Here is a 16,105-nt window from a genome sequence, read left to right as displayed (position 1 = left end):
CGGCCCGGCATATGTCCGGGCCGGTTGAGAACCGATTGACCGGAGTTTTCCGATGGATTTTGCGTTGATGCAGCGCGTCCTCCCGTTCTTTCTGGAGGCGGCATGGGTAACTGTGCAAATTTCCGCGCTGGCCCTGATCCTGGGCTTTGCGGTGGCCGCAATACTCGTGGCGGGCCGCTTGTCTCGTTCCCCCATTCTGCGCGGACTTGCAACTGCCTATGTCAGTGTCTTTCGCGGCACGCCTTGCCTTGTGCAGCTCTTCATTCTCTATTTCGGCGGTCCGCAGATCGGCATCAATCTGGAACCGTTTGCCGCTGGCGTCATCGGGTTGGGTTTAAACATCGGCGCCTATATGTCGGAATCGATCCGTGGCGCGATCCAGAGCGTTGATCGCGGCCAGAGCGAAGCCGCGCGCTCCATCGGCTTCGGGCGTGGCCAGACCATGCGGTTCGTCGTGCTGCCGCAGGCCGCTCGCCTCATGATCCGTCCGCTGGGCGTCAACGCTATTGCCCTTTTGAAGGGTTCGGCGCTGGTCTCGACCATTTCGGTGGTTGAGCTGACCTATACGGCGCAGCGTTTCATCGGTTCGACCTACAAACCGTTCGAGATTTTCGGCGTTGCAGCCGTTCTCTACATGATCATCATCTATATCGTGGCGCGCGGGGTCGATCTCCTCGACAAGCGCTTCGCGGCGCAGTGAGGGAGGACTGGATGCAAGCCCTCGATTTCAGCATCGTCACTCCCTATACGGATCTGCTTCTGATCGGCCTTTGGTGGACGCTGGTTCTGACCGTTTCGTCGGCATTCTTGAGCTTCGTGCTGGGGATCGCATTTGCGCTGGTTGTGCTTTATGCGCCTGCCATTCTGGCCTATCCGGTGCGCTTCTTCATGTGGCTGTTCATGGGAACGCCGCTTCTGCTGCAACTGTTCCTGATCTATTTCGGGCTGGTACAGATCGGCATCAATATTCCCGCCCTCGGCGCTGGCATTATCGGCCTTAGCCTGCACTTCGCGGTCTATAATGCCGACATCATCCGGGCAGGCATTGTGGCTGTCGATCCCGGCCAGATGGAAGGCGCCCGTTCCATCGGTTTCAGCCACGGTCAGGCTTTGCGTTATGTTGTCATTCCGCAGGCGATCCGCAACACGATCCCGCCCATTGGCAACAACATGATCGTTCTTCTGAAGGACACGTCGCTGGTTTCGATCATCGGCATTGCGGAACTGGTGCACAGCGCCCAGCTTGCCATCAGCGAAACCTTCAGCCCGTTTGAATTCTATATCACCGTCGCGGCCATCTATTACGTGGTCAATCTCGTCCTTGAGGCAGGCCTGCGGCGCATTGAAAGAAAAGTGGAGGTCACGCGATGAGCAGCTCCAAATCGGCAAAACCGATGGTCGAAGTGAAGGATGCCCGGAAGGCTTACGGCGCGCTGGAAGTGCTGAAAGGCATCGACCTTTCAGTGGCGCGCGGCCAGATCGTGGCGATCATCGGTCCCAGCGGTTCCGGCAAAAGCACGCTTCTGCGTTCGATCAATCATCTGGAAACGCTGAATGGTGGCGAAGTCTGGCTCGATGGCGTGCAGGTCAACCAGCCGCTGGCAGGACAGGCCTTCGAAAAGCACATCAATGCGGTGCGCCAGCAGATGGGCATGGTGTTCCAGCACTTCAACCTGTTTCCGCATCTGACGGTGCTGGAAAACATTACGCTCGGTCCGATCAAGCTCAAGGGCATGGGCAAGGATGCGGCCCGCACACTGGCGCTGGAGCTTTTGTCGAAGGTGGGGCTTGCCGACAAGATCGACGTTTACCCTTCGCGCCTGTCGGGCGGTCAGAAGCAGCGCGTGGCCATTGCACGTGCGCTCGCCATGCAGCCGAAGGTGATGCTGTTCGACGAGGCTACTTCGGCGCTCGATCCCGAGCTGGTGGACGAAGTCAATGCCGTCATGAAGCAGCTTGCCGCCGAACATATGACGATGCTGATCGTCACGCACGAGATGCGTTTTGCGGGCGAGGTGGCTGACCGCATCCTGTTCATGGATGGCGGCGTGGTGGTGGAAGAGGGATCGCCGGATCAGATTTTGAGCAATCCGGTGCAGGAGCGTACCCGCTCCTTCCTCAAGAAATATCTGGCTGCGTGAGGTATCAGAATGAGCGAGAGACACCTCAACGACTTTCCTGATTTCGGGCTGACCCCGGCGCAGCGGCGTGAAGCCGTGCTTGGCCATTATTACGAATATCCTGGCATGGACGGGCCTCGCGGCGAAATCTGGTGCTATACCGACGCCTATTCCTATCTTCCGGGTGCGACGGTTCATCTACAGGTGAGCGCAACGGCCTCGCGTTTCGATATCGAGATTGTGCGGGATGGGGCGGTCGAAACGCCGGTCTTCTCCAAACGCGGGATTGACTGCAAATGGCAGGAAACACCGGCGCAATGTTCGGTTGTCGGTTGCGGCTGGGAAACGACTTTCGATTTCAAGACGGATGAGAACTGGCCTTCCGGTGCTTATCGCATCACGTTGAAGGCGCATGGCAATGACGGTCAGCCGATCCATTGCCATCACCTTTTCATCCTGCGCCCAGCAGCGGGCCGTAAGCCGGGTCGTATCCTGCAGGTGGCTGCAACCGGCACATGGACGGCCTATAATACCTGGGGCGGCTCCAACCATTATCAGGGCATCACAGGGCCGAATGGCGATCAATATGCAACGACGGTGAGCATCGAGCGCCCGTTCTGCCGTGGCTTTGTTGTCCTGCCGTCCGATGCGCCTCGTGTTCCGCTGGAAATTGTGACGCCGCCTGCCGCGCCGCCGCGCTATCCGCATATGGAATGGGCCTACGCCAACGGCTATTCCAAGAAATATACCTCTTCCGGCTGGGCAAGTTATGACAGCCTGTTCTTCCGCTGGGCGGAGCGGGAAGGCTATGCGGTCGATCTTGCCAGCCAGCATGAGCTGCATTTCTCGCCGGAAATCCTCGAGGGTTATGACTGCGTTGCCTTTGTCGGCCACGACGAGTACTGGACGTGGGAAATGCGTGATGCCGTCGATAATTATGTCGATGGCGGCGGTCGTGCGGCCCGTTTTGCGGGCAATTTCATGTGGCAGACACGGCTTGAGGACAATGGCAAGCGCCAGACCTGCTACAAGTATCGCGCCCGCGCCGAAGACCCGGTCTATCGCTCCGCTGATCCGCGTCGCACCAGCGGGTGCTGGGAAGCGACTGAAACCGGACGGCCTGCTGCCGAAACTTTCGGCCTCAATGCGTTGCGCGGGCTTTACGTCGGCTGGGGCGGTTGTGCCCCGCGCGGCGTACGCGGCTTCCCGGTCTATCGCCCAGAGCATTGGGCCTTTGCGGGAACCGGCATCTATTACGGCGATCTCCTGGGCTCGGAAGGCCATGCCTTCGGCTATGAGGTTGACGGGCTCGACTATGTGATCCGGGGAGGATTGCCGGAGCCGGAGGAGGGCAGTGGCGCTCCCGATGGACTGCAGATTCTGGCGCTCGGCATGTCGTCTCTCAAGGAGGAGAGTGCGGATATTCCAGCCGACGACCAGTTCCTCTCCGATGCCGATGCCAAATTCGTGGCCGATACGCTGATCGGCGACAATGGTGATGCAGCCGTCGAACGCATCAAGCGCGGCTGCGGCATGATCGTCAATTTCCCACGCGGCAAGGGCGAGGTCTTCCACGCCGGAAGCTGCGAGTGGGTAGCGGCTCTCAAACGCGGCGACCGCATGGTCGAGCGTGTGACCGCCAATGTTCTCAACCAATATCTCAAGCGCTGACAGAGTAACGCCATGCTCAACACAAAAGCACAGAACGAACGCCCGGCATCGCATCTTTTCTACCAGTCACGCCTGCGCAGGCCGCTGGTGGATCGTGCCGAAGGCATCTATATCTGGGATCAGGACGGACGCCGCGTCATCGACGGGTCGAGCGGCGCGATGGTGGTCAATATCGGCCATGGCAATCGCAACGTGCTCGATGCCATGAAAGAGCAGATGGACCGCGTGACCTTCGCCTATCGCCTGCACTTTGAAAACGAACCGGCGGAAGATCTGGCACGCATGGCCGCCGAGCGTATGCCGGAAGGGCTGGACAAGATATTCTTCGTTTCCGGCGGTTCGGAAGCGGTCGAATCCTGCATCAAGCTCGCCCGTCAATGGGCAGTCGCGACCGGGCAGGGCAAGCGCTGGAAAGTGATTTCGCGCTTTCCGTCCTATCACGGCGGCACGCTTGGCGCGTTGGCTGTCACCGGCTACGCGGCCCTGAGCGAGCCCTTCGCGCCCATCATGCGCGAAATGCCGAAAGTCCCGGCTCCGACCGCCTATCTCGACCGCGATAATCTCACGATGGAGCAACGCGGGCAGAAATATGCCGACATGCTGGAGGAGAAGATTCAGGAAGAAGGTCCTGAAAGCGTGCTTGCCTTCATCATGGAGCCGATCGGCGGAGCGTCCACCGGCGCGCTGGTTGCGCCCGACAGCTATTATCCGCGCATCCGCGAAATCTGCGACCGTTATGGCATCCTGTTGATTCATGACGAGGTGATGAGCGGTGCCGGGCGCACCGGCAAGTTTTTGGGCGGTGATCACTGGAACTGCAAGCCTGATCTGATCGCGCTTTCCAAGGGCTTTGCCTCCGGTTATTGCCCGCTTGGCGCGATGGCGGCACCGGCCCGCATCGTCCAGCCGGTTTTGGATGCCGGGGGCTTTCTGCATGGCTTCACTTATGCCGGCAATCCGCTGGCCTGTGCCGCGGGCAAGGCCGTGCTGCAGGAGATCGATCGTCTCGATCTGGTCGGCAATGCCGATCGCATGGGCGATGCATTGAAGGGTGAGCTGGAAGGGCTTGCGAAACGCTTCCCCTTCATCGGCGACGTGCGCGGCAAAGGCCTGCTGCTGGCTGCCGAGTTTGTTTCTGACCCCGAAACCATGAAGCCGCTGCCGAAGGAACTGAACGCCCATCAGCGCATGGTCGATCTCGCCTATGAACGCGGGCTCATCATCTATTCGCGCCGCACGCGCGGCGGCGTCGAGGGCGATCATTTCCTCGTCTGCCCGCCAATGATCGTGAGCCGCGAACAGGTCGGCGAGATCACCGCCATTCTCGGTGATACGCTGGAGGTTCTGGCGCGTGAACTCAAACTGCCTGTGAACGCCTAAGGAAACCGGATCATGACCGACAAGAAGAAGACGCGTCGCAAGGTGATCATCACCTGCGCGGTGACAGGCTCCGTCCATACGCCCTCCATGTCGCCGCATCTGCCGGTGACGCCCGACGAGATTGCGAGCGAAGCCATTGCGGCGGCGGAAGCGGGCGCATCCATCCTGCATCTTCACGCCCGCGATCCACGCGACGGCAGGCCGTCCGCCAATCCGGACCTGTTCATGCAGTTTCTTCCGCGCATCAAGCAATCGACGGCGGCGGTGGTGAATATCTCCACTGGCGGCTCGTCGCTGATGACACTGGAAGACCGGTTGGCCGCGCCGCTTAAGGCGCAACCGGAAATGTGTTCGCTCAATATGGGCTCGATGAATTTCGCGCTGTTTCCGGCACTCGACAAGCCGCGTGAATGGAAACACGCGTGGGAGCCGGAACTGCTGGAGGCCACCCGCCATTCGATCTTCAAGAACACTTTCGCGGATATGGAAGGCATTCTGACCAGTCTCGGCCAAGGCTGTGGCACCCGTTTCGAATTCGAATGCTACGATGTCGGCCATCTCTATTCGCTGGCGCATTTCCGCGACCGGGGGCTGGTGTCCGGCCATCTGTTTATCCAGTTCGTCTTCGGGGTTCTGGGTGGTATCGGGGCCGATCCGGATAATCTCATGCATATGAAGCGGATCGCCGACAAGCTGTTCGGAGACGACTATTCCTTCTCCGTGCTGGCGGCGGGACGGCACCAGATTCCGATGATTACCATGGCAGCGGCGATGGGCGGCAATGTTCGCGTCGGGCTGGAAGACAGCCTTTATGACGGGCGTGGCCAGCTTGCCAAAAGCAATGCCGATCAGGTGCGGCGCATCCGCAGCATTCTTGACGGCCTGTCGCTGGACGTTGCAACGCCTGACGAGGCGCGTGAATATCTGGGTCTCAAAGGTGGAGACAGGGTGGCGTTCTAGAGCATGTCTCCCGAAAGTGGGAACCGGTTTCGGGATAAAGACATGCGTAAAAACAAAAGGATCGAGAGTTTCCAATGATTCAATCAAAACAGGAAATGCTCTGATGCCGAAGATCGTGTTGGACAGTAAAACCGGCGTCGTGGTTCGGCTTGGCGAACTTGCCGATGCCGAACAGATTCACGCAGCAATCTGCACGATGGGCGCAGGACTTGGCGCTACAGACAAAATCTCCAGCACGGTTGAGGATTTCCGCTGTTATGGTTTTGGTCCCTATGCGGCTTTCACCAGTCTGATCGCCGAGGTGGACGATAGGTTTGCCGGTCTTGCCCTGTTCTTCCCGATCTTCTCGACATGGTTGGGCAAACCGGGCGTCTACGTGCAGGACCTCTATGTCGACGAAACCTTTCGCGGCAAGGGGATCGGCGAGGTGCTTTTGCGTCATGTCGCCTCCTGGTCGATGGCGCGTGGCGGCGTCTATCTGCGGCTGGCCGTGGACCGGGACAATGTCGCAGCGCAAAGATTTTATGACCGGCTGGGTATCGGCTGGATTGAAGCCGACCGCGATCACGGTGCCTATGGCGATGATTTCGCCCGCTTGGCGCGTATCAATCAAATCAGGGAGTAATCATGAAAGCCTTTTACGCTGTCGAGCAGAAGCGTCACGACCCGAAAGCCTTTCTTTCCAGCGGTGCGCCGCAGCCTAACCCCGAACAGCCGGAACGTGTCGAGCGCCTGCTCGCCGGCGCGAAGGCCGCAGGCTACGAAATCATCCGTCCGCAAAATCATGGTCTGGGCCCGATTGCAGCCGTGCATACGCCGGAATATCTTGAATTCCTCCAGCACATCTATGCCCGTTGGCGGCGTATTGATGAGGCTTCGGAAGAGGTGATCCCGAATATCCACCCGCTGGCGCGTGATGGCCGCTATCCGGCGTCTGCCGTGGGGCAGGTTGGCTATCACATGGCTGATACGGCGTGCCCGATTGCTGAACATACTTGGGAAAGCGTGTGCTGGAGCGCATGGAGCGCGGTCGATGCCGCCGATGCGGTGCTTGCAGGCGAGGTCGCGGCCTATGCGCTCTGCCGTCCCCCGGGGCATCATGCCTTTGCCGATGTGGCTGGCGGTTTCTGCTTCGTCAATAATTCGGCGGTCGCAGCCCAGCGCCTGCGCTCGAAAGCCGAGCGCGTGGCGATTCTAGACGTTGATCTGCATCACGGTAACGGGACGCAAGGCATATTCTATGCCCGTCCCGACGTGCTGACCGTCTCGATCCATGCCGATCCGGTGCGCTTCTATCCATTTTTCTGGGGCCATGCCGATGAGCGCGGCGAGGGTGCGGGGCTTGGTTACAATCTCAACCTGCCGCTGCCGCGCAAATCCGGCGATGCCGAATTCCTTGCGTCACTCGACACGGCCTTCCGCCGTATCGAAGCCTTTGCGCCGGATGTGCTGGTGGTGGCGCTTGGCCTTGATCCATTTGAAGGCGACCCGTTCGGCGGATTGTCGGTCACCACTGGCGGTTTTGGCCGGATTGCCGAAGCAATCGCGATGCTTCGGCTGCCAACCGTTATCGTGCAGGAAGGTGGCTACCTTTGCGATGCGCTGGGCGATAACCTCACGGCTTTCCTCGGTGGCTATCAATCGGTGGCGCGATGAGTGGTCTTGTTACCTTTGTTGGCGTCGCGCATCCGTGGGTGTGCGATGTCATGGGGCACATGAATGTCCGGCATTATGCCGGGATGTTCGATGATGCGAGCTTTCAGCTTTTGGGCCATATCGCTGGGAAAATTCCCGATGACAGCTTTGGCTGGGCAGATGTGCGCGCGACAACCGAATACAAGCAGGAAGTGCCAGCCGGAGACCTGCTGACGATCCGTTCGCATGTGCTGAAAGTCGGGCGCTCGTCGATCACCTTTCGCCAGATCATGGTGGGTTCGCTGGACGGCGAACTGCGCGCGGTCAATGAGACGACTACGGTTTGTTTCGACAAGATTGCGCGACGTTCGACCGAGCTCGGATCGGACATGCGTGTCAGGGCCGAAAAGCTGCTTGCGGATTATCCCGCTGGCTGACACGAAAAACGCAGCACGCTTTTCGTGCAATCGCATTCGAGGTCGCGCAACAGGCCATCTTTGAGGCCGTAAATCCAGCCATGCACGACGATATCCTTGTTCTGTTTCCAGGCCGATTGCAGAACCGGCGTGCGCGACAGGCTTTCCACCTGCGAGGCCACGGTCAGCTCGCAAAGCCGGTTCAGACGTTCTTCGGGATCAGCAAAACCGTCCAGCTCCTGTTCATTTGCCTGCGCAATATCGCGAACCGGCTGGAGCCAGTTGTCGATGATGCCGTGGCCATATCCGGCCATGGCAGCACGCACGCCACCGCATCCGTAATGGCCGCAGACGATGATGTGCTTGATCTCCAACACCTCGACGGCAAACTCAAGCACCGACAGAAGGTTCAGATCGGCGCGATGGACGAGATTGGCGACATTGCGGTGTACGAAGACTTCGCCCGGCTGCAATCCGGTGACGACATTGGCCGGAACGCGACTGTCCGAACATCCGATCCAGAGATATTCCGGACGCTGCATCGATGACAGCCGGCTGAAATATTCAGGGTCTTCCTGGCGCTTTTCCGCTGCCCATTGCCGGTTGTGTTCGAAAAGGTCTGATAACATGAGCCCGTCTCATCCGGATGATCTTCGTTCACAGACATAGACGAATACAAAAATACAGTAATTGATGTCGATCAAGTATGAGCTGCTTCAGCATGGAAGGAGCGGGACAAGTGCCCGCTCCCCTTTGTCTTATGCCGCAGGTTTCTCGCTGCGACCAATGCCGAGCAACTGATAGAAGACGAGAGCGGCAAGCGTCGATGTTGCAATACCGCCAAGAGCGAAATCGCCGATCTTCAGCGTGAAGTCGCCGGCGCCGAAAATCAGCGCCACGCCAGCGGTGAAGAGATTGCGGGAATCCGCGAAGTCCACCTTATTGACGATCCAGATGCGGGCCATTGCCGAGGCGATCAGGCCGAACACTGAAACGGCAAGACCCGCCAGAACCGGGGCAGGGATGGTCTGCAGGATCGCGCCGAATTTCGGCGACATGCCGAGGATCAGTGCCATGACGGCCGCAATGACAAAGATCAGTGTCGAATAAACTTTGGTCATCGCCATGACGCCGATATTTTCGGCATAGGTGGTGACGCCGGTGCCGCCGCCCGAGCCGGAAATCATGGTGGCGATGCCATCGCCGAGGAAGCCGCGGCCGATGTAGCGATCCATGTTCTGGCCGGTGATGGAGCCGAGCGCTTTGATATGACCGAGATTTTCAGCCACCAGAACGACGGCGACCGGCGCGATGAGGGTGATCGCCTGCCAGTTAAATTCCGGCGCGGTGAAATGCGGCAGGCCGAACCAGGCCGCGTTGCTGACGGCGGTGAAATCGATGCCGGGCACGATGCCGAGGCCGTTGCCGAGGATCAGGACGAGAAGATAGCCGAACAGCAGTGCGAAGAGCACCGACAGGCGCTTGGTTCCACGGGGTCCATAGGCTGCGATCATCGCCATGCAGAGAACGGTGAGCAGCGCGATGGTGATGTGCGTGCCGCTTCCCTTCAACTGGCCGACGGCGACCGGCGCAAGGTTGAGGCCGATGGAAACGCCGATGGCGCCGGTGACGACTGGAGGCATCAGTCGTTCGACCCAGCCTGTGCCGATGGCCATGACCACAAGGCCGATAAGGGCATAGAGCGCGCCGCAGGCAATGATGCCGCCGAGCGCGATGGCGATATTGGGATTGGGGCCGGAACCGCTATAACCGGTTGCGGCGATCACGACCGCGATAAACGCGAAGGACGAGCCGAGATAGCTTGGCACACGACCTGCCGTCAGCACGAAGAACAGAAGCGTGCCGATACCGGAGAAGAAGACGGCCACATTGGGATCGAAACCCATCAGCAGTGGGGCGACGATGGTCGAGCCCGACATTGCGAGAAGATGCTGCACGCCCATCGGTATGGCGGCGGCGGCTGGCAGGCGCTCGTCAGGAAGCACGACGGCGTTTGATGTCAAACGCCAACTTGGAAAATAGCCCATGATGTCCCTCTGGAAAATATTATCCTGTTGCCTTTATCGCCTCATGGCGGCGATTTCCAGAGAAGAAAGGCCCAAACGGCAAGCGAGCTGTTGATGAGCCGACTCAACAATTCCTATCCTGTTACCGTCACGCGGCCTGCATCGTCTGTCACCTTTCCGACGATGCAGGCAGATGGATAACCCGCGCCGCGGATGCTGTTCAAAAGCCTTTCGGCTTCCTCCGATGCGCAGGATATCAGAAGCCCGCCGGAGGTCTGCGGGTCGGTCAGCAATTGCTGTTTCCAGAGCGGATAATCGTCCGGCAGCTGCACATCATGTCCATAGCTTGCCCAGTTGCGGGTGGAGGCTCCGGTCACGAAACCGCCTTGCGTCAACTTTTCGGCCTGCTTGAGAAACGGCAGCGCAGCATAGTCGAGGCTGATACCTGCATTCGAACCGCGCGCCATTTCGAGTGCATGTCCGAGAATGCCAAAGCCGGTGACGTCGGTGACAGCGTGGACGGCACTATCCTTGCCTAGCTCGACGCCAACCCGGTTCAGCAAGGTGACGGACGCCATCATTTCATCGTAACCGGCGCTGTCGAGTTCCTGCTTCTTGAAGGCAGCGGAATAAATACCGACACCGATTGCCTTGGTCAGGATCAGTGTGTCTCCCGGACGCGCGCCGCTGTTCTTGCGCAGGCTGGAAAGCTTGCAAGTGCCGATAACGGCCAATCCGTAGATCGGCTCCGGCGCGTCGATGGAATGTCCGCCCGCGACCGGAATGCCAGCTTCAGCACAGATGCTGGAACCGCCTTTCAGGATTTCGCGGATCATTTCGGTGGGCATCTTGTTCACCGGCATGCCGAGGATCGCCAGCGCCATGATCGGTGTTCCGCCCATGGCATAAACGTCGGATATTGCATTGGTGGCTGCGATACGTCCGAAATCGAACGGATCGTCCACCATCGGCATGAAGAAATCCGTGGTGGCGATCACGCAATTTTCGTCATCCAGTTGCCAGACAGCGGCATCGTCGCCGGTTTCCGTTCCGACAAGAAGCTGGCTGAAAGGCTGCATGGCGGGTTGGCCCGACAGTAGATCCTGCAGGACGGCGGGAGCCAGCTTGCAGCCGCAACCGCCACCATGGGCAAGTGTGCTGAGACGAATGGGCGACGCGATATCCATGCTATTTCCTCAAGCTAAATTGTTATTTCGCGTGCGGTCATCGCGTAACGGAATGCATCCGCGTCGAGGCAATCCAGACGGGCGCTGGCAACTTCGGCCTGCGGATACATCAGGAAGCCGAGTTCCGGTCCTTGAGCAGAAGGCAGGGCGATATCGCTGCCATCATTGAAGGCGATCCAGTTGCCCTCCCACGACCCGAAAAGCTTTTGCCGCACGGCAGCGACACGCGGATCGTCGGCGGTCAGCCCGTCCTTTTCCTCTTCCAGCATCACCTTGCGCACATCTGCCGGATCAGTTGCGACCCAGCCAATACCGTCGAGATAGATTTCGGCGCGGCAATGCTGGGCCTTGGTGATAACCTCGTTCTTTGCGCCGAGGCTTTTGTAGCCGAAGGCGGAAGGCGCAACGCGCACGCCATAGAGGTCGCGGGCCGGAATTCCCGCTGCCCTGACCAGCGCCACGAACAGCGGATTGAGGTCGGCGCATTTGCCGCCGAGATCGCCGCTGTCGAGTATGGCGACGATATTGCCGTCGCCACAGCCTCGTGTCGAGGCGCGCCGGTAGGTGTTGGCGACGACCCAATCGTAGATGAGGCGGGCCTTCTCCTGATCGGTGTCTGCACCTGCAACGATCTTGTCCGAGGTCTGTTTGACGATGCCATCAACGGGTGCAAGGCGCGTCCCGGCCAGATAGCGTTCGCGTTCTGCGTGGGTCAGCGGCACGACCTTTGCCGATGTATCGAGATTGCTTGCACGGTCGCGGGTGGAGATGAGGCTGATGACTTCGGCTTGCGGTTTCGCTTCGTTTGCGTCCCATTCGAGGTAAAGCAAGCCGGTGCCGCTGGCCGGATCGCGATCGAGCCGCGCGACCTTGGCGTTTGTCGTCCAGCGATTGCCTTCCGGACGATTCCAGTCATTGCCATTGAACCCGGCCATCGGAACCCAGACACGAATGACTTCCCCCGAAGTGGCAGGCGTGATGCTGGTGGTGACCTCGAAGCTGCGCCAGCCCGACGGTTGCGGTGCGAATGTATTTCCGGCCGCAGATGCAAAATTCGGCAGCATGCTGAAAGCAGCGCAAGCCGCACCGGATTTAAGAACTTCCCGACGGTTCATGACGATCCCCTTTTTGCTTTGAATTGTTGTTGTTGCGATTACGCGAGAAAAATCGTTCCGCCGCCTTCAGTTCGGAAAGCGGCAGGTATGCAGCGATTGCAGGAAATCTGGATGCAGCTTTGCTCGATTGAAGAGAGCCTGAGCTGAGGGCCGCACAACACCGTCGCACCGGGTCAAAGAAGCCGACGCGAGGCAAGAGCCACACAAAATTCATGCCCCGAAACTCGGGAGCAACAAAAGAAGCCACGACATCAGTCTGGCGTTTTTACACAGGAACGTCAATCAGCCAGCGCGTTTTCAAGTCATTCTCGTGATGAAGTCCATGTATTAATACATGACAATTAAAGTCATGTTATTGATAAATGCACCTTATTGTTAATTTTTTTAGCCTGCTGTTCGGTTGACAACTTGGTTTTATTGCGGTGAACTGATGTCAGGCAAGTCCAATTTAAAGAAGAATATGCTTCGGCGTTTTTCTTCTGACGATCAGGGAGGTGCAGCGCAATGAATGTGGAGCTCTCACGCCGCCAGTTTCTGGGCGGAACGGGGGCGGTAGTGGCGGCTTCGGCGCTTGGGTCCTTCGGTTTCGGTGCAGTGGAAAGCGCCTATGCCGAATCCATTCGCCCATTCAAGTTGACCAACACGGCCGAAACCCGAAATACCTGCCCTTACTGCTCGGTCGCCTGCGGTATTATTCTTTATTCCAAGGGTGATGTCAGGAAAGGCGAAAAGGCCGAGCTGATCCACGTTGAAGGCGACACGGATCATCCGACCAATCGCGGCACGCTTTGCCCCAAGGGCGCGGCACTGAAGGATTTCGTCAAGGCGAAGACCCGCCTGCAATATCCGCAGGTACGCGAACCGGGTTCGTCCGAGTTCAAACAGATTGCCTGGGAAGATGCGCTTGACCGTATCGCGCGGCATCTGAAAGACGACCGCGACGCCAACTTCATCGCGAAGAACGCGGCGGGCACCACGGTCAATCGCTGGACCTCGACAGGCTTCCTTGCGGCTTCGGCAACCACCAATGAAACGGCGTTTCTCACCTACAAGGTGGTGCGCAGCACAGGCATAGTTGCATTCGATAACCAGGCACGCGTCTGACACGGCCCGACGGTGGCGAGTCTCGCCCCAACATTTGGCCGCGGAGCAATGACCAACTCCTGGACCGATATCAAGAACACCGATCTCGTCGTCGTCATGGGCGGCAATGCGGCGGAAGCGCATCCTTGCGGCTTCAAATGGGTGACGGAGGCCAAGGCCAACCGCGGTGCCCGGCTGATCGTCGTCGATCCGCGGTTCACGCGCACGGCTTCCGTGGCGGATTTCTATGCGCCTATCCGGCAGGGTTCGGATATCGCCTTCCTGCTTGGCGTCATCAATTACTGCATCCAGAATGACAAGGTGCAGTGGGATTATGTGAAGCATTTCACCAATGCCAGCTACATCATCAAGGATGGCTTCGAATACAAGGACGGGCTGTTTACCGGCTATGATGAGGAAAAGCGGGATTATGACCGCTCGAGCTGGGACTATGTGATCGGCGATGACGGCTATGCGGTTGTCGATGACACGTTGCAGAACCCGCGCTGCGTCTGGAACCTGCTGAAGCAGCATGTTTCGATCTTCACGCCGGAAATGGTGGAACGCATCTGTGGCACGCCGAAGGAGAAATTCCTGAAAGTGGCCGAGATGATGTCCGAATGCTCGGCGCCCGACAAGACGATGACGTCGATGTATGCGCTCGGCTGGACGCAGCATTCCAAGGGGTCGCAGAATATTCGCTGCATGGCGATGCTGCAGCTGATCCTCGGCAATATCGGCGTGCGTGGCGGCGGCATGAATGCGCTGCGCGGTCACTCCAACATTCAGGGGCTGACCGATATCGGTCTGATGTCCAATCTTCTGCCGGGCTATATGAATATCCCGGTTGAAAAGGAAACCGATCTCGAAATCTATATGTCGACACGCGGTTTCAAGCCGCTGCGCCCGAACCAGACGAGCTACTGGCAGAACTATCGCAAGTTCTTCGTCAGTTTCCAGAAGGCGATGTGGGGCAGTGCCGCAACTGTCGAAAACGACTTCGTCTATGACTGGCTGCCGAAGCTGGACGTGCCGAATTACGACATGCTTCGTATCTTCGACATGATGTATGAAGGCAAGGTCAACGGCTATGTCTGTCAGGGCTTCAATCCGCTGATGGCGGTGCCGAACCGCAAGAAGCTGACCGATGCTTTGTCGAAGCTGAAATTCCTCGTGACGATGGACCCGCTGGAAACGGAAACCTCCCGTTTCTGGGAAAACCACGGTGAATTCAACGATGTGGATTCGGCTTCCATCCAGACGGAAGTGTTCCAGCTGCCCTCCACCTGCTTTGCAGAGGATGAGGGTTCGCTCACCAATTCCGGACGCTGGCTGCAATGGCACTGGCCTGGTGCTACACCGCCCGGCGACGCGAAGACCGATAACTGGATCATGGCGCAGATATATCTGCGGCTGAAGGAGCTTTATCGTAAGGAAGGCGGTGCTTTCCCCGATCCGATCCTCAATCTCGTGTGGGATTACAAGGATGAGGGCGAACCGACGGCTGAAGAACTGGCCAAGGAACTGAACGGTCGTGCGATTGGCACGGTGACCGATCCAACCGATCCGACCAAGGTGGTTGCGGAGGCTGGCAAACTTCTGTCCGGCTTTGCGGCATTGCGCGACGACGGTTCGACGGCATCAGGCTGCTGGATTTATTCCGGCTGCTTCACCGAAGCTGGCAACAATATGGCTCGCCGCGACAACCATGATCCGGACGAGACAGGCGCCTATCTCAACTGGTCTTGGTCGTGGCCTGCAAACCGTCGCATTCTCTATAACCGCGCCTCCGCCGACCTCAACGGCAAGCCGTGGGACCCGAGCCGCAAGCTCATCGAATGGGACGGTTCGAAATGGACGGGCTATGACGTGCCGGACATCGCGCCGACCGCCAAGCCGAACGAGGTCGGTCCGTTCATCATGAATGCGGAAGGCTCGTCGCGCCTGTTCAGCCGCGGCATGATGCGTGACGGTCCGTTCCCGGCCCATTACGAGCCGTTTGAATCGCCTGTCGCCAATGTGATCGCGCCGAAGGTTCGGGGCAATCCGGTGGCACGCGTCTTCAACGACGACTTCAAGCAGTTCGCGGAAACGGCCTCGGAGGAATTCCCCTATGCGGCGACTTCCTACCGCCTGACCGAGCATTTCCACTACTGGACGAAGCACGTCACAGTGAATGCCGTTCTGCAGCCGGAATTCTTCGTGGAAATCTCGGAAGAGCTGGCGAAGGAAAAGGGCATTGCCAAGGGCGACTGGGTGCGGGTGTGGTCGAAGCGCGGCTCGGTCAAGGCCAAGGCCGTGGTGACCAAGCGCATCAAGCCGCTCATCTGCGACGGCAAGACGGTGCATGTGGTCGGCATCCCGCTCCATTGGGGCTTCATGGGGGCTGCCCGTAAGGGCTTCGGTCCGAACTCGCTGACACCTTTCGTCGGCGACGCGAACATCGAAACGCCGGAGTTCAAGGCGTTTCTGGTCAATATCGAGCGCTCAAGCGCGCCTGTAGCTTAGGAG

14 protein-coding genes are annotated in these 16,105 nt (G+C 58.8%); 10 read left to right on the top strand and 4 right to left on the bottom strand.

Annotated elements, in window-relative coordinates; translation table 11 throughout:
- The first annotated feature begins 52 nt into the window (after positions 1-52).
- From OHI65_RS03550 to OHI65_RS03510, 9 genes are all read left to right on the top strand, one after another.
- On the top strand, positions 53-700 hold the full coding sequence (locus OHI65_RS03550; RefSeq protein ID WP_125300828.1) for an amino acid ABC transporter permease: 648 nt from the start codon (positions 53-55) through the stop codon (positions 698-700).
- An 11-nt stretch (positions 701-711) separates the two neighbouring features.
- Complete coding sequence (locus OHI65_RS03545) at positions 712-1,371, top strand: amino acid ABC transporter permease (protein ID WP_125300827.1); 660 nt, start codon at positions 712-714, stop codon at positions 1,369-1,371.
- Between the two features lie 23 nt (positions 1,372-1,394).
- Complete coding sequence (locus tag OHI65_RS03540) at positions 1,395-2,141, top strand: amino acid ABC transporter ATP-binding protein (protein ID WP_125300864.1); 747 nt, start codon at positions 1,395-1,397, stop codon at positions 2,139-2,141.
- A gap of 9 nt (positions 2,142-2,150) precedes the next feature.
- Complete coding sequence (locus OHI65_RS03535; RefSeq protein WP_125300826.1) at positions 2,151-3,791, top strand: N,N-dimethylformamidase beta subunit family domain-containing protein; 1,641 nt, start codon at positions 2,151-2,153, stop codon at positions 3,789-3,791.
- A 12-nt stretch (positions 3,792-3,803) separates the two neighbouring features.
- On the top strand, positions 3,804-5,171 hold the full coding sequence (locus OHI65_RS03530; RefSeq protein ID WP_264358735.1) for an aspartate aminotransferase family protein: 1,368 nt from the start codon (positions 3,804-3,806) through the stop codon (positions 5,169-5,171).
- 12 nt (positions 5,172-5,183) lie between these two features.
- Positions 5,184-6,131 (top strand): 3-keto-5-aminohexanoate cleavage protein, encoded by a 948-nt coding sequence (locus OHI65_RS03525; RefSeq protein ID WP_010660814.1) that lies wholly within the window; start codon positions 5,184-5,186, stop codon positions 6,129-6,131.
- A gap of 103 nt (positions 6,132-6,234) precedes the next feature.
- Entirely contained in the window at positions 6,235-6,756 is a 522-nt protein-coding gene (locus OHI65_RS03520) for a GNAT family N-acetyltransferase (RefSeq protein WP_125300824.1), read from the top strand.
- A gap of 2 nt (positions 6,757-6,758) precedes the next feature.
- A complete protein-coding gene (locus OHI65_RS03515) occupies positions 6,759-7,787 on the top strand; it encodes a histone deacetylase family protein (RefSeq protein WP_125300823.1) in 1,029 nt (342 codons plus the stop codon).
- Complete coding sequence (locus OHI65_RS03510) at positions 7,784-8,203, top strand: acyl-CoA thioesterase (RefSeq protein ID WP_125300822.1); 420 nt, start codon at positions 7,784-7,786, stop codon at positions 8,201-8,203. Before OHI65_RS03515 ends, OHI65_RS03510 begins: the two co-directional genes overlap by 4 nt.
- On the opposite strand, the gene can is transcribed toward OHI65_RS03510, so the two are convergent.
- From can to OHI65_RS03490, 4 genes are all read right to left on the bottom strand, one after another.
- Complete coding sequence (can, locus tag OHI65_RS03505) at positions 8,188-8,811, bottom strand: carbonate dehydratase (protein WP_011982607.1); 624 nt, start codon at positions 8,809-8,811, stop codon at positions 8,188-8,190. The genes OHI65_RS03510 and can overlap by 16 nt on opposite strands.
- Before the next feature lie 129 nt (positions 8,812-8,940).
- A complete protein-coding gene (locus OHI65_RS03500; protein ID WP_125300821.1) occupies positions 8,941-10,230 on the bottom strand; it encodes a solute carrier family 23 protein in 1,290 nt (429 codons plus the stop codon).
- Positions 10,231-10,343: 113 nt separating this feature from the next.
- Entirely contained in the window at positions 10,344-11,396 is a 1,053-nt protein-coding gene (gene selD / locus OHI65_RS03495) for a selenide, water dikinase SelD (RefSeq protein ID WP_125300820.1), read from the bottom strand.
- A gap of 14 nt (positions 11,397-11,410) precedes the next feature.
- On the bottom strand, positions 11,411-12,511 hold the full coding sequence (locus OHI65_RS03490) for a transglutaminase-like domain-containing protein (RefSeq protein ID WP_125300819.1): 1,101 nt from the start codon (positions 12,509-12,511) through the stop codon (positions 11,411-11,413).
- A gap of 504 nt (positions 12,512-13,015) precedes the next feature.
- Between OHI65_RS03490 and fdnG the strand changes: the two genes are divergently transcribed.
- The gene (gene fdnG, locus OHI65_RS03485; RefSeq protein ID WP_080728145.1) at positions 13,016-16,102 is read left to right on the top strand and encodes a formate dehydrogenase-N subunit alpha; all 3,087 of its coding nucleotides are present in this window, start codon (positions 13,016-13,018) and stop codon (positions 16,100-16,102) included.
- Positions 16,103-16,105 lie beyond the last annotated feature (3 nt).

Origin of the sequence: Brucella sp. MAB-22 (assembly GCF_025908475.1) — a bacterium.
GTDB classification, from domain to species: Bacteria; Pseudomonadota; Alphaproteobacteria; order Rhizobiales; family Rhizobiaceae; genus Brucella; species Brucella anthropi.
Note: the sequence above shows the minus strand (reverse complement) of the source record. Positions and strands in the feature narration are given on the sequence as shown.

Excerpts from the sequence above, each read along its gene's own strand:
- OHI65_RS03550 (WP_125300828.1), top strand. The coding sequence starts at position 53 with ATGGATTTTGCGTTGATGCAGCGCGTCCTCCCGTTCTTTCTGGAGGCG.
- OHI65_RS03545 (WP_125300827.1), top strand. The coding sequence starts at position 712 with ATGCAAGCCCTCGATTTCAGCATCGTCACTCCCTATACGGATCTGCTT.
- OHI65_RS03540 (WP_125300864.1), top strand. The coding sequence starts at position 1,395 with ATGGTCGAAGTGAAGGATGCCCGGAAGGCTTACGGCGCGCTGGAAGTG.
- OHI65_RS03535 (WP_125300826.1), top strand. The coding sequence starts at position 2,151 with ATGAGCGAGAGACACCTCAACGACTTTCCTGATTTCGGGCTGACCCCG.
- OHI65_RS03530 (WP_264358735.1), top strand. The coding sequence starts at position 3,804 with ATGCTCAACACAAAAGCACAGAACGAACGCCCGGCATCGCATCTTTTC.
- OHI65_RS03525 (WP_010660814.1), top strand. The coding sequence starts at position 5,184 with ATGACCGACAAGAAGAAGACGCGTCGCAAGGTGATCATCACCTGCGCG.
- OHI65_RS03520 (WP_125300824.1), top strand. The coding sequence starts at position 6,235 with ATGCCGAAGATCGTGTTGGACAGTAAAACCGGCGTCGTGGTTCGGCTT.
- OHI65_RS03515 (WP_125300823.1), top strand. The coding sequence starts at position 6,759 with ATGAAAGCCTTTTACGCTGTCGAGCAGAAGCGTCACGACCCGAAAGCC.
- OHI65_RS03510 (WP_125300822.1), top strand. The coding sequence starts at position 7,784 with ATGAGTGGTCTTGTTACCTTTGTTGGCGTCGCGCATCCGTGGGTGTGC.
- can (WP_011982607.1), bottom strand. The coding sequence starts at position 8,811 with ATGTTATCAGACCTTTTCGAACACAACCGGCAATGGGCAGCGGAAAAG.
- OHI65_RS03500 (WP_125300821.1), bottom strand. The coding sequence starts at position 10,230 with ATGGGCTATTTTCCAAGTTGGCGTTTGACATCAAACGCCGTCGTGCTT.
- selD (WP_125300820.1), bottom strand. The coding sequence starts at position 11,396 with ATGGATATCGCGTCGCCCATTCGTCTCAGCACACTTGCCCATGGTGGC.
- OHI65_RS03490 (WP_125300819.1), bottom strand. The coding sequence starts at position 12,511 with ATGAACCGTCGGGAAGTTCTTAAATCCGGTGCGGCTTGCGCTGCTTTC.